At 67.2% G+C, this 13,871-nt stretch carries 7 protein-coding genes; 4 read left to right on the top strand and 3 right to left on the bottom strand.

The window, feature by feature from the left end:
* Positions 1-990 (bottom strand): polyprenyl synthetase family protein (locus ABGA94_RS16210; RefSeq protein ID WP_375367800.1); only part of this gene is annotated, 990 nt, incomplete at its 3' end.
* Between the two features lie 214 nt (positions 991-1,204).
* On the opposite strand from ABGA94_RS16210, the gene ABGA94_RS16205 reads away from it, so the two are divergent.
* Entirely contained in the window at positions 1,205-2,818 is a 1,614-nt protein-coding gene (locus tag ABGA94_RS16205) for an alpha-glucosidase family protein (RefSeq protein ID WP_375367799.1), read from the top strand.
* A gap of 280 nt (positions 2,819-3,098) precedes the next feature.
* Here the strand turns inward: ABGA94_RS16205 and ABGA94_RS16200 are convergent, their stop codons facing one another.
* Entirely contained in the window at positions 3,099-5,855 is a 2,757-nt protein-coding gene (locus ABGA94_RS16200; protein ID WP_164229264.1) for a TonB-dependent receptor, read from the bottom strand.
* A 275-nt stretch (positions 5,856-6,130) separates the two neighbouring features.
* On the bottom strand, positions 6,131-8,185 hold the full coding sequence (locus tag ABGA94_RS16195; RefSeq protein ID WP_375367798.1) for a glycoside hydrolase family 97 protein: 2,055 nt from the start codon (positions 8,183-8,185) through the stop codon (positions 6,131-6,133).
* Positions 8,186-8,422: 237 nt separating this feature from the next.
* Here ABGA94_RS16195 and ABGA94_RS16190 point away from each other — a divergent pair, with 237 nt between their 5' ends.
* The 3 genes from ABGA94_RS16190 to ABGA94_RS16180 are packed head-to-tail and all read left to right on the top strand — an operon-like array spanning position 8,423 to position 13,811.
* Complete coding sequence (locus tag ABGA94_RS16190) at positions 8,423-10,612, top strand: Six-hairpin glycosidase-like protein (protein WP_375367797.1); 2,190 nt, start codon at positions 8,423-8,425, stop codon at positions 10,610-10,612.
* Positions 10,609-12,096: an MFS transporter gene (locus ABGA94_RS16185; protein WP_164092705.1), complete on the top strand. Its 1,488-nt coding sequence runs from the start codon at positions 10,609-10,611 to the stop codon at positions 12,094-12,096. Before ABGA94_RS16190 ends, ABGA94_RS16185 begins: the two co-directional genes overlap by 4 nt.
* Positions 12,096-13,811 carry an alpha-amylase family glycosyl hydrolase gene (locus tag ABGA94_RS16180; RefSeq protein WP_375367796.1) on the top strand — a complete coding sequence of 572 codons (1,716 nt, stop codon included), beginning with the start codon at positions 12,096-12,098 and terminating at the stop codon, positions 13,809-13,811. Before ABGA94_RS16185 ends, ABGA94_RS16180 begins: the two co-directional genes overlap by 1 nt.
* Positions 13,812-13,871: the final 60 nt, after the last annotated feature.

The raw sequence follows: 13,871 nt of genomic DNA, 5'->3' as shown, positions 1-13,871 counted from the left end.
GCGCTGCACCGCGTAGCGGGCCAGGCCGCGCAGGGCAGCCACGGCGTCATTGTCGCCCAGGCCGTCGAGCGCACGCTCGGCGGCTTCGGCGTATTCTTCGGCACGGCGGCGGCTGTACTCCAGGCCGCCGGTGACGCGGATCGCGGCCAGCACTTCCGGCATCGCCGAGGCGTCGCCGTCCTGCACGATGGTGCGCAGGCGCTCGCGGGTAGCGTCATCGGAGTGGGCCATCGCGTGGATCAGCGGCAACGTGGCCTTGCCCTCGGCGAGGTCGTCGCCCAGGTTCTTGCCCAGCTCCTCGGCGTTGGCCGAGTAGTCCAGCACGTCGTCGGCGATCTGGAATGCGTAGCCCAGGTGCATGCCGTAGTCGAACAGGGCCTGCTGGGTCGCCTCATCCACGCCGCTGGCCAGCGCGCCCAGGCGGGTACCGGCGGCGAACAGCACCGCGGTCTTGCGCTCGATCACGCGCAGGTAGGCGGCTTCATCGGTGTCCGGGTTGTGCACGTGCAGCAGCTGCAGCACTTCACCCTCGGCGATGCGGTTGGTGGCATCGGCCAGGATCTGCATCACCGGCATGCGCTCCAGCTCGACCATCAGCTGGAAGCTGCGCGAGTACAGGAAGTCGCCCACCAGCACGCTGGGCGCGTTGCCCCACAGCGCGTTGGCGGTGCTGCGGCCACGCCGCAGGCTGGACTCGTCCACCACGTCGTCGTGCAGCAGGGTAGAGGTGTGGATGAACTCGATGATCGCCGCCAGCTGGTGGTGCTCCGGGCCGGCCTGGCCGACCGCGTGGCCGGCCAGCATCACCAGCATCGGGCGCAGGCGCTTGCCGCCGGCGGAAATGATGTGGTCGGCGATCTGGTTGATCAGCACGACGTCCGAGGACAGCCGGCGCCGGATCAGGGCGTCGACGGCGGCCATGTCGGCCGCGGCAAGCGACTGGATCTGGGGCAGGCCCAGGGCGGGACGGGTGTCTTCGGTGATGGTCATGCGATCAGGCTTTCAGGCTCACCATCGATTATAGGCGCTGGCCGTGAATTCGGGCGCAAACCGGCCCGAGCGGCAATTCCAGCCCGGCCTGCGCGGCCCTTCGCGTGAATACGTATGCAGGTTGCGCCATGCCCGCGAGGCCACCGCTAAGCTTGCCGGATCAGGATTTCGGCCCGCTGCCGGCGGGTCCCGCATGCCCGGAGGGGGGCTGTCGATGTCGCACTATCCATGGTGGCGCGGAGCCGTCATCTACCAGATCTACCCGCGCAGTTTCCTCGATGCCAACGGCGATGGGGTGGGCGACCTGCCGGGCATCATCGAGCGCCTGGACCACATTGCCGCGCTGGGCGTGGATGCGATCTGGATCTCGCCGTTCTTCAAGTCCCCCATGGCCGACTTCGGCTACGACATCGCCGACTACCGCGACGTCGACCCGCTGTTCGGCAGCCTGGACGACTTCGACCGCCTGCTGGCCAAGGCCCACGGCCTGGGCCTGAAGGTGATGATCGACCAGGTGCTGAGCCATACCTCGATCGAGCATGCCTGGTTCCGCGAGAGCCGCCAGGACCGCAGCAATCCGAAGGCGGACTGGTACGTCTGGGCCGACCCGCGCGAGGACGGCACCCCGCCCAACAACTGGCTGTCACTGTTCGGCGGCTGCGCCTGGCAATGGGAGCCGCGCCGCGAGCAGTACTACCTGCACAACTTCCTGGTCGACCAGCCGGACCTGAACTTCCATCACCCGGACGTGCAGCAGGCCACCCTGGACAATGTCCGCTTCTGGCTCGATCGTGGCGTGGATGGCTTCCGCCTGGATGCGATCAACTTCTGCTTCCACGATGCGCAGCTGCGTGACAACCCGCCCAAGCCGGCGGAGAAGCGGGTGGGGCGCGGCTTCAGCCCGGACAACCCGTACGCCTACCAGTACCACTACTACAACAACACCCAGCCGGAGAACCTGCCGTTCCTGGAGCGCCTGCGCGCGCTGCTGGATCAGTACCCGGGCGCGGTCAGCCTGGGCGAGATCTCCTCGGAGGACTCGCTGGCGACCACCGCCGAGTACACCCGCGATGGCCGCCTGCACATGGGGTACAGCTTCGAGCTGCTGGTGAACGACTACAGCGCGGCCTACATCCGCGACACGGTCTCACGCCTGGAAGCGGCGATGACCGAAGGCTGGCCGTGCTGGGCGGTTTCCAATCACGACGTGGAGCGGGCGGTCAGCCGCTGGGGCGGCCACCCGGCTGACCCGCGCCTGGCGCGGATGCTGGTGGCGATGCTGTGCTCGCTGCGCGGTTCGGTCTGCCTGTACCAGGGCGAGGAGCTCGGCCTGGCCGAGGCCGAGGTGCCATTCGAGGCCCTGCAGGACCCCTACGGCATCACCTTCTGGCCGAACTTCAAGGGCCGTGATGGCTGCCGCACCCCGCTGCCGTGGACCGATGCACCGCTGGCCGGCTTCACCAGCGGCCAGCCCTGGCTGCCGATTCCGGCCGAGCACCGGGCGGCGGCGGTGGCCGTGCAGGAACGCGACCCGCATTCGGTGCTGGCGGCGTTCCGGGCGTTCCTGGCCTGGCGGCATACCCAGCCGGCGCTTCTGCATGGCAGCATCAGATTCCTTGAAAGCGCCGAGCCAGTGCTGCTGTTCGAGCGTATGCTTGCAGATGAAACCCTCCTGCTGGCCTTCAACCTGTCGGCCGAGGCAGTGACCCATCCGCTGCCGCCGGGCAACTGGCAGCAGGTGGCGGTACCGGGCCCGGATGCGGGCACGGTGCAGGGCAATGAACTCCAGCTGCCGCCGCGCGCGGTGTATTGCGCCCGACGCAGCTGACCGTTTTCTCCGGTGGCGGTACTTGCGGGGACGGGGCCGAAGCGCCCCGTCCCTTTTTTGTGGGTGGAGTTCCAGAGAACGGCATCCACGCATGGCGTGGATCTACCGACCCGTTGACATCGTGCCGTGCGAAGGTCGCCTCGCTCGTTCAGTAGATCCACGCCATGCGTGGATGGTCCTTGCCGACCAACGGCCGGCATCCGCGCAAAAGAAAGCCCGCTACCTGCGCAGCGGGCATTCCATGGGGTGCCAGCCAGCGGCCGGCACGACCCGGCCGTGATCAGAACTTGTAGTTCACGCCCAGCATGTAGGTGCGGCCCCACTCGATGTACTCCAGCGGGCGGTCCTTGCTGCCGGCGTAGGTGCGGTACGGCTCGTTGGTCAGGTTGCTGCCCTGCAGAAGCAGGGTCAGGCCACGCAGGGCACTGCTGTCGCTGAAGGTGTAGCTGACCTGCGCATCGGTCACGTTCTCGCCGACAACGTAGCGCAGGCTGCGGTTGCCGTTGAAGTTGCCGATCTCGCCGATGAAGTCCGAACGCCGGCGCTGGCTGACGCGTGCTTCGAAGCCGCTGCGCTCGTAGTAGGCGGTGAAGTTGTACACGCGCTTGGACAGGCCCGGCAGGCTGATCGGATCACTGCCCACGCTGGAGGCGCTCTCCGGGTCCAGGATGGTGATGTCGCTCTTGTTGAAGGTCGCGCTGGCCTGCACACCGAAGCCACGCAGGCTGTCGGTCAGCATCTCCAGCGGGAACGATGCGGTCAGTTCCAGGCCCTTCAGCGTGCCGCCCTTGCCGTTCTGCGGGGCGGAGAAGGTGCCGGTGGTCAGCACCGGTGCCGTCATGCCCGGCGGCGGCACGTAGCTGCCCAGCAGCGCGGTGAAGTCGTAGTTGTCGACCGACTGGGTGTAGACGTAGCTCTTCAGGTCCTTGTAGAAGATCGCGGCGGCCACGTAGGCCTTCTCGCCGAAGTACTTCTCGTAGGACAGGTCCAGCGCGGTGGCACGCCACGGGTCCAGCAGCGGATTGCCGCCGCTGCCGCCGGGGCGCCCGGTGCCGGTGTCCACGCCGAACTCCAGGCCGGCGCGCATCTGGTCCACACGCGGGCGTGCGACCTGCTTTGCAGCGGCGAAGCGCAGCGTCTGCTGGTGCGGGAACAGGAAGGCCAGGTTCAGGCTCGGCAGCCAATCGTTGTAGGTGCGGCCGTTCGAGTACGGCTGCACGTTGTTGCCGGCCGACTGCGAGCTGTCCCAGTAGCGCGAATCCGAACTCTGGTCGGTGTGCTGCATCTGCACGCCGATGTTGCCGCGTACGCCGACTTCACCGATGTCGGCGTTGATGTTCAGGCGCGCCCAGGCGGTGGTGATTTTCTCCCGTACCGTCCACGACTTGGGAATCAGGTAGTCCAGGTTGTCGACCGGGTTGAAGGTCATGTAGCGGCCCACAGCAGCGGGCACGTTCCAGGCCGGGATGGTGCCGAGGCCGGCGAAGCCCAGGTTGACCGGGCGGTACTGCAGGTCCGAGGCGATGTTGGCGTCGCCCTGCGCACCCAGCAGGATGTTGCCTTCGGACTGGGTCTTCACCTTGCGGCGGTCGGCGTAGTTCACGCCGATGTCGATGTCCGGCGCCCACGACGCGAGGGCATCGGGCAGGGCAATGGTGGCGGCCAGCTTGCCACCCTTCAGGCGGTCTTCCACCTTCGGCACCTTGCCGTAGCCGGAACCGTAGATGGTGTTGGTCAGGAACAGGGCGTCGGGGTTGGAATAGTTCAGCTGTGGGCTGATCTGCGAGAAGCCGTCCTGGCGGATCGTCACGCCGACCGTATCCAGTTGCGGCATCGGGGTCAGCTGCAGGTTGTTTTCCAGGTTCAGCTCGTCGCGCGTGGCCTTGGAGTAGTTCAGGTCGGCGACCAGCTTGACGCCACTGAAGTTGAACTCGTTGTTCCAGCCGAACGCATCGATCTTGTCCTTGCGCTTGTTGTACATGCCGCGAACCAGCGGATACACGCCACTGGCAGTGCCACCGGTGAACGAGCCATTGGCGTTGACCTGCGGGTTGCTGACCAGCAGGCCCGGGGTGTAGTTGCCGTTGTAGTTGCTGAGGTTCAGCTCGAACTGGTTGGCGGTGTCGATCTGCTCGGCTTCGGTGTGGAATGCATCGAAGGTGCTGGTCCAGCTGTTGTTCGGCCGGAACTGGATCGTGGCCATCACGCCGTCGCGCTTGTTGTTGCCGGTGCGGCGCAGCGCCTTGATGCCATCGGAGAAGTAGGTGCCGGCACCCACGCCCGGACGGTCGCCCTTGTCGGTGTGCTCGGTGGTCCACGGTTCGTACAGGCCGACCTGATTCTCCTGGATCGGCATGTCGCTGTGCGCATAGCCGATGGCGATGCCCAGGGTCTTGTCCAGGAACTGGTCGATGTAGCTGGCGCTGAAGCGGTTGCCGTACGGATCGGTGTTGGCGGCGCGGCCCAGCGAGCTCTTCTGGTAGCGGCCACTGACCGCGATCACGCGCTCGCCGAAGCTGAGCGGGCGCGCGGTCTGCATGTCGATGGTGCCCGACAGGCCCTGGCCGACCAGTGCCGCGTCAGGGGTCTTGTACACGGTCACGCCGTTGACCAGTTCGGACGGGTACTGGTCGAACTCGACGCCACGGTTGTCGCCGGTGCTGACCACTTCGCGGCCATTGAGCAGGGTGGTGGCGAAGTCCGGCGACAGGCCGCGGACGCTGATCACCTGCGCGCGGCCCGCCACGCGCTGGGCGGCCAGGCCGGGCAGGCGCGAAATGGACTCGGCGATGCTGACGTCGGGCAGCTTGCCGATGTCTTCGGCGGAGATCGCTTCGACCACCGAGGTGGCGTCCTGCTTGACCGCGATCGCGCTCTCGATGCCGCGGCGGATGCCGGTGACCTGTACCGTATCGAGGTTGGTGGCGGCGGTGCCGGCCGGCGTGGTGGTGCTCTGCGTGGACTGTGCCGACGCCAGCGTCGGCGCCAGGACAACGGCCAGCGCGATGCTCAGCGCGCTGCGCTTGTGGTTCAACATTTTCCCCTCCCAGGCAATGTTGCAGATCGATTTGTGAGCGTTCCGGCGGGGCCGTGAACGTGCGACGCGGTGGCCGCTGTCGTCGCCGCTATGGTAGGCAGCGCGTTCTTCGCGGGAATCACCCTGCATACGTATTCAATGGCGTCTGCAGGGATGTAATCGCTTTCAAGTGTCTCGTTCTGTAGAGCCGAGCCCATGCTCGGCTGCATTTCGGTGCTACGCACCGCCGCCCGAGCGTGGGCTCGGGCGCTACGGGGGCGCAGGCAGGAAAACGTTCAGCGGATCGGCGTGAAGCGAATGGCCTGGCCACCGCCGGGTGCCAGCACCAGCGTCAGCGCATCGGCGCTGGTCACCTCGAGGGTTTCGCGCGCGAAGGCGAATGGATTGCTGCGGAAATCCGCGCCTTCACAATCGCGGTAGATCTCGGCGCGATAGCGCACGCCAGGCTCCAGGAAGCCCAGCGATACCGGCAGCACGCGGCCGTGCTCGTCGGTGATGCTGCCGAGGAACCAGTCGCGGCTGTTGCGGTCGCGGCGCACGATCGTCACGTAGTCACCCACTTCGCCATCGAGCACGCGGCTCTGCTCCCAGTCCACCGCCACGTCCTCGATGAAACGGAACGCCTCGCGATGCTGCAGGTAGTGTTCGGGCAGGTCGGCGGCCATCTGGATCGGGCTGTACAGCACCACGTACAGCGCCAGTTGGCGGGCCAACGTACTGGGGATGGCCTGGCCGTGGCGGCCCTTCAGGCTGAGGATGCCGGGGGTGTAATCCATCGGCCCGGCCAGCATGCGGGTGAACACCAGGTTGACCTCGTGCTCAGGCGGGTTCGGTGGCTGGCCCCAGGCGTTGTACTCCATGCCGCGAGCGCCTTCGCGCGAGATCCAGTTGGGATAGGTGCGGCGCAGGCCGGTATCCTTGATCGGCTCATGCGGGTTCACCGACAGATGGCGGCGCGCCGCTTCCTGCACCACCTTCAGATGGTGGCGGGCCATGAACTGCCCGTCATGCCACTCGCGCCACAGTGGGCCCCCCGTGGGATTGCGGCGGTCGACCTGGCCGTCGTCGCAGACGTAGCCGGTCTTGAACTGGTCCACGCCCAGTCGTGCATAGAGGTCCAGCGCGGCGCCCAGCTGGGCCTCGTAATGTTCGATGGCGCAGCCGGTTTCGTGGTGACCGATCAGGTGCACGCCCTTGTTCAGGCCATACGCCGACAGCGCTTCGATGTCGAAATCGGGCGTGGCACGGGTGAAATCGAAATCGTAGCCATTGCCGACCCAGTTACCGTCCCAGCCCGGATTCCAGCCTTCCACCAGCACGCCGCGGAAGCCGTGTGCAGCGGCGAAATCGATCACCTTCTTCGTCTTGGCGGTGGTGGCCGCGTGCTTCGGCCCGGTCGCCCAGCTCTCGTTGTCCAGGTGCATCGACCACCACACGCCCAGGTACTTGGCTGGCTTCACCCAGCTCACATCGCCCAGCGCGTTGGGTTCGTTGAGGTTGAGGATCAGGTCCGATTCGACCAGGCCGCCGGCACGGTCGGCGATCTGCAGCGTGCGCCAGGGCGTGGCGAAGGGCAGGGCGCGGCGTGCCTTCCAGCCTTCGGCCGAGGGCGACAGCTGCGCGCGCAGGCGTTGTCCCTCGGTCCGGCGCAGCCACATGCCGGCATAGTCCACCAGCGCCGCTTCGTGGATCGCCACGTGCAGGCCATCGCGGCTGCGCAGGGTCATCGGCGTATGCACCAGCGGTACTTCGTGCAGCGGGGTGCGCTGGTACAGGTACTCGTAGTGGATCGGCTCGCCGGCCGGGATCCACCAGGCGGTGGAATCCTGCGCGATGGCGAACTCGGTCAGTTCGTCATCGATGATCGCCTCGTGCAGGTTCGGTTGTTCGGGGAACACGTAGCGGAAGCCGATGCCATCGTCGTAGACGCGGAACACCACATCCAGCCGGCGCTTGCTGCCGGTGGTTTCGGCCAGCTGCACGGTCAGCTCGTTGTAGTGGTTGCGGGTGAGCCGGCGTTCGCCCCACGGCTGTTCCCAGGTGTCATCCACGCTGTGCCGCTGCTGGCCCAACAGGGTGAAATCGCGGTCCAGGCGACCGTCGCGCAGGTCGAAGCCGAGCTTCGAATCCTCCACCACAGTGTCGCCCAGGCGCTCGACCCGGTAGCGGGCCGTGCCGCCGTCCAGCACCAGGCTGACCTTCAACACCTTGCCCGGCGATTCGACGCTGGCCACCTGGGGCGCGGCCTGTACCAGCGTGGCCCAGCCGATCAGGGCCAGGCCCAGCATGTGCGCGAACACCGCGCGTACAGCAGTGGGTGACATCGGCAATTCCCCTCCCAAGGCGCCGTTGGCAGACCCGGACCATAAGCCAGCGCGGCGGGTGCGCTACCGCGCGATGCCATGAATACGTATGCAACTGGACGCAGCCGACAGCCCCGCGTCTACCATGGGGCCAGGGCACCTTGAGGGAGGGGCCGCGCCCGCCCGCCGGCAACGACGGTGCGGACCTACAACGCGTGCAGAGAGGGAGGGAGGCCGACGGGCGCGAGCCGGTCCGCCGCTTCGATGCTGAAGATCATTTGCCTGACCGCTGCCCTGGGGGCAGCGCTGGGGACGACCGCGCAGGCGGCCGACCTGCAATTCGACGGCCGCCATGCGCGCGCCGAAGCCGCTGCCAAGGGCAGCTTCGTGCTGCATGCGCCGAAGGGCGATGTGCGTATCGCGCCGATGCCGATGCGCAGCCGGACCGGCAGCGTGATGTTCGATGCCCTGTTCGCGCTGGCCCAGCAGGAGATGGACCAGGACCGCGTGGACGCGATTCGCGATCCCGCGTTCGACGAAGGCCGACCGGTGCCGTGCGAGTGCTTCCAGACCGGCGCGCGCTGGCCCTATGTGTGGACGCGCGATGTCAGCTTTGCCGCCGATCTGGCGCTCGCACGCCTGGACCCGAAGCGCACCCGGCAGTCGCTGCAGTTCAAACTGTCGGCGGCGCGCGACGGGCACACGCCCGGCCTGTTTGTGGCGCAGGACACCGGTTCCGGTGGCAGCTGGCCGATCAGCAGCGACCGCGTGGTGTGGTTCCTGGCGGCTCGTCAGCTGCTGGAGGATCGCGCATTTGCCGACCAGGTCTGGCAGGCGCTGCAGGGCACGCTGGCGCAGGACCGCGCGATGGTGTTCGACGCGCAGATGGGCCTGTACCGCGGCGAGACCTCCTTCCTGGACTGGCGTGAGCAGACCTATCCAGACTGGGCCCGCGAGGATGTGCGTCTCATCGGTGATTCCTACGCACTGTCCACCAACGTGCTGCACTACCAGGCACTGCGCCTGGCCGTACGCCTGGCCGGGCAGCACGGCGATGCCCGCGCGGCCGATTACAAGGCCTGGGCCGACGCATTGGCGCAGCAGATCGATGCGCGCTTCTGGCGCGAGGATATCGGCCAGTACATGAGCTACATCGGCGAAGCGGCGCACCCGGTGCCGTACGCCAAGGTCGATCTGCTCGGCCTCTCGCTGGGCATCCTTGCCGAGGTGCTGCCGCCCGAGCGCGCGCGGCGTGCGCTGGCGGCGTATCCGATGGGGCCAGCCGGCAGCCCGGTGGTCTGGCCGCAGGAAGCACAACAGCCGATCTATCACAACCGGGCGATCTGGCCGTTCGTCAGTGCCTACTCGCTGCGTGCGGCGCGGCAGCTGGACGATGCGCCGCGCATCGCCGCCGAGATCCGCTCGCTGATGCAGGGTGCCGCGCTGGCCGGTTCCAACATGGAGAATTACGAGCTGGTCAGCCAGGCCGTGCATGTCGATGAAGGCGCGCTCAGCGGGCCGGTGGTCAATTCGGAGCGCCAGCTGTGGTCGGTGGCCGGGTATCTGTCGATGGTGCTCGAAGGCGTATTCGGCGTACAGGCTGACGGCCGCGTGCAGCCCAAGCTGCCAGCCGCGCTGGTCCCCGAACTGTTCGGCAAGCAGCGCCGCATCTCCCTGGAGGCCGATGGCAAGCGCTATGTGCTGGAGCGGCCGAAGCAGGTGGGTGATGGCCTGCTGGTGGCGGGCCAGGTAAAGACGCGTGGTGCCACCACCACCGTGCAGCTGGTGGCCACCGCAGCGGCACCGCGCAGCGTGACGACGACGGCCGACGCCAATGCGCGCGCACCGGCCACGCCGGCCGCACCGCAGGCGCGACGCAAGGGCAGGGGCTGGAACATCGAGGTCGCTGCCGGCCAGGTGCTGTGGCAGGACGGCCGGGCGCTCACCGCCAGCAATGGCCTGGCACGCATCGGTGACGATGGCCTGCAGCATTGTCTGAGCCTGACCCGGCGCGACGGCGCATTGGAATCGCTGCACAGTCCGATGGTCTGCGTCGGTCCGCAGCAGCGATTGAAGGGTGCCGAGCGCTGGCAGTTCACCTCGGCCAAGGCGGGGCAGGTGCGCCTGCGCCTGCAGTACAGCAACGCGAATGGGCCGATCAACACGGGCGTGACCGCCGCGGTGAAGCAGCTGGTGCTGCAGTGCCCGGGCCAGCCGTTGCAGCGGCACACCGTCACCCTGCCGCACAGCGTGGCCGTGCAGGACTCGACCTCGGCGACGTTCCCGGTGCCGAAGGGCCGATGCGCGGTCACGCTTGAAGAGGGCTTCAACATGAGCACACTGCAGCACTTCGCGCACTACACCGGGGGCAAGGGCGGGCGCGACGGCGTGCTCAACCAGGCGCAGGTGCAGGCGCTGACGGTGGCGCCCGTGGCCGTAGAGGGCTCGCGATGAATCGCCCCGCCAAACCCCAGCTGTCGTTCTGGCAGATCTGGAACATGTGTTTCGGTTTTCTCGGCATCCAGTTCGGCTTCGCCCTGCAGAATGCCAACGCCAGCCGAATTTTCGAGACGCTGGGCGCGGACATCGACGCGGTACCGGGGCTGTGGATCGCCGCGCCGCTGACCGGCCTGCTGGTGCAGCCGGTGATCGGTTACCTGTCCGATCGCACCTGGACGCGCTGGGGGCGGCGCCGTCCGTTCTTCATGATCGGTGCGGTGCTGACCACGCTGGCCCTGCTGGTGATGCCGAATTCGCCGACGCTGTGGATCGCGGCCGGCACGCTGTGGGTGCTCGATGCCTCGATCAACGTATCGATGGAGCCGTTCCGAGCCTTCGTCGGCGACCAGCTGGCGCCACGCCAGCGTCCGGCCGGCTATGCGATGCAGAGCTTCTTCATCGGTGTGGGCGCCATCGTCGCCAGCTTCCTGCCGTTCATCCTGGCCCACTTCGGCGTTGCCAATACGGCCGCCGCCGGTGAGGTGCCGGACACCGTGCGCTATGCGTTCTACTTCGGCGCGGCGGTGCTGCTGGCGGCGATCACCTGGACGGTGGTCAGCACCCGCGAATATTCACCAGCAGAACTGGCTGCCTTCGATGATGCCGAGCCGCCGGCGCATCATGCGGGAGCGGTGATCAACGGCCCGGCGCCATGGACGCGGGTGGCCCTGTGGCTAGGGCTGGGTGTGCTGTTGGCGCTGCTGATCACCTGGCGGCAAGGCGACAGGATGCTGTACGTGCTGGCAGGCCTGTGCGCCGGCTACGGCCTGCTGCTGGCGGCCGCGCGCGCGTTGCCGGCCACGCATATGCTGGCCGCCATCGTCGGCGACCTGCGCGCGATGCCGGTGACCATGCGCCGCCTGGCGTGGGTGCAGTTCTTCTCATGGTTCGCGCTTTTCGCCATGTGGATCTACACCACTGCTGCGGTGGCCGGTACCCACTTCGGTTCGACCGATCCACAGTCGGCGGCCTACAACGAAGGTGCCAACTGGGTGGGCGTGCTGTTTGGCGCCTACAACGGCTTCGCTGCGCTGGCGGCGGTGCTGATTCCGCCGATGGTGCGTGCGATCGGCCTGCGCTGGAGCCACCTGGTCAACCTGTGGCTGGGCGCTGCCGGCCTGGTCTCGCTGATGTTCATCCGCGACCCGCACTGGCTGCTGCTGTCGATGGTGGGTGTGGGTTTTGCCTGGGCATCGATCCTGTCGTTGCCGTATGCACTGCTGTCCGACAGCGTGCCGGCGTCGAAGATGGGTGTGTACATGGGCATCTTCAATTTCTTCATCGTGATCCCGCAGCTGGTGGCGGCCAGTGCGCTCGGCTTTGCCCTGCGCGCATGGCTGGGTGGCCAGCCGATGCATGTGCTGGTGCTGGGCGGCTGCAGCCTGTTCGTCGCCGGCCTGTGCGTGCTGCGGGTTCCGTCCCGTCCGGAGGTGGTGTGATGCGTGGTGTCCTGGCTGTTGCTGTTTCCCTTGCCCTGTTCGCCGGCCAGGCCGTGGCCACGCCGCGCCCGGACTACGTCGGCACCACCGAACCGTTCGCCAGCGATGCGGTGTACTTCGTGGTCACTGACCGCTTCGTCAACGGTGATCCATCCAACGATCATCGCGGCCAGGGTGGCGCGCACCGCACCTTCGACATCCCGGTGCCATGCCCGGACAAGGTGGACGGCAACATCGGCTACCTCGGCGGCGACTTCCGTGGCGTGCTCGACAATGCGCAGTACATCCGCAACCTGGGTTTCGGCGCGGTGTGGATCACGCCGATCGTCGACAACCCTGACCAAGCTTTCACCGGCAGCAAGCCGATCAGCTGCACCAGCACGCTGACCGACCGCGGCAAGACCGGCTACCACGGCTACTGGGGCATCAACTTCTACAGACTCGATGAGCACCTGCCCAGCAGGGACCTGGACTTCGCCGGACTGACCAGGGGCCTGCACGGTGCCGGCTTGAAGGTGGTGCTGGACATCGTCGGCAACCACGGTTCGCCGGCCTGGACCATGCCGATACGGCAACCGCAGTTCGGCCAGATCTTCGACAAGGACGGAACGCTGATTGCCGACCACCAGAACCTGCCACCGCAGAAGCTGGACCCGAAGCACAACCCGCTGCACGCGTTCTACAACAACATCGGCCCGGTCGACAGCAAGGACGGCTCGATCTTCGACGGCAACCTCGCCGAACTGTCCGACTTCAACCAGGACAATCCGGCGGTGATGGACTATCTGGTCGGCGCTTACCTGCAGTGGACCGCCCAGGGCGTGGACGCGCTGCGCATCGATACCATCGGCTGGCTGCCGCACCCGTGGTGGCATGAATTCGTCAAGCGTATCCGCGCCGAGCACCCGGGCATGTTCATGTTCGGCGAAGCCTTCGACTACAACGCGACGACCATTGCCGAGCACACCTGGCCGGCCAATGCCAATGTCAGCGTGCTCGATTTCCCGCTGCGCGGCGCACTGGAACAGACCTTCGGCACCGCCGGCAAGGGCTTTGAGACGCTGGCCGAGCCGCTGCACCTGAGCGGTGGCCCGTATGCCAATCCGTACGAGCTGATGAGCTTCTACGACAACCACGACATGCCGCGCCTGCAGGCCAGCGACAATGGCTTCATCGACGCGCACAACTGGCTGTTCACCGCGCGCGGCATTCCGGTGGTCTACTACGGCTCGGAAACCGGCTTCATGCGTGGTCGCGCCGAGCATGCCGGCAATCGTGCCTACTTCGGCCAGCCGCGTGTGGACGCTGCGCCGCAGAGCCCGATCTTCGCGCCGCTGCAGCGCATCGCCAGGCTGCGCGCAGCCACCCCGGCGCTGCAGCGCGGCCTGCAGGTGAACGAGCGCCTGCAGGGGAACGAGGCGGTGTTCTTCCGCGTGCTGCAACAGGGCGAGGTGGCGCAGACCGTGCTGGTGCTGCTGAACAAGGGCGATGCCGCGCATGCCTTCGAGGTGGACCGCTACCTGCAGGCTGGCACGTGGCGTGATGCGCTGGATGGCGGCACGGTGAAGGTCGAGCAGCAGCTGAAGACTGACGTGCCGGCGCATGGGGTAAAGGTCTATGTGCTGGACGCCACCGTGCAGCAGCCGGCACTGCAGGCCGAACTGGACAAGGCGATGGCCGACCAGAAGGCGCGGGACCAGCGCCTGGGGCGGTAGTGCCGGTCGCTGGCCGGCAACTCATGAATCCATGGTCCCTTCAGGTGCCGGCCAGCGGCC

It is taken from the genome of Stenotrophomonas sp. 3diitr2024, from assembly GCF_042136455.1.
Classification (GTDB): Bacteria; Pseudomonadota; Gammaproteobacteria; order Xanthomonadales; family Xanthomonadaceae; genus Stenotrophomonas; species Stenotrophomonas sepilia.
This window is presented reverse-complemented; position numbering and strand designations above follow the sequence as displayed.

Coding starts and splice junctions, on each gene's coding strand:
- ABGA94_RS16205 (WP_375367799.1), top strand. CDS start 1,205: ATGTCGCACTATCCATGGTGGCGCGGAGCCGTCATCTACCAGATCTAC.
- ABGA94_RS16200 (WP_164229264.1), bottom strand. CDS start 5,855: ATGTTGAACCACAAGCGCAGCGCGCTGAGCATCGCGCTGGCCGTTGTC.
- ABGA94_RS16190 (WP_375367797.1), top strand. CDS start 8,423: ATGCTGAAGATCATTTGCCTGACCGCTGCCCTGGGGGCAGCGCTGGGG.
- ABGA94_RS16185 (WP_164092705.1), top strand. CDS start 10,609: ATGAATCGCCCCGCCAAACCCCAGCTGTCGTTCTGGCAGATCTGGAAC.
- ABGA94_RS16180 (WP_375367796.1), top strand. CDS start 12,096: ATGCGTGGTGTCCTGGCTGTTGCTGTTTCCCTTGCCCTGTTCGCCGGC.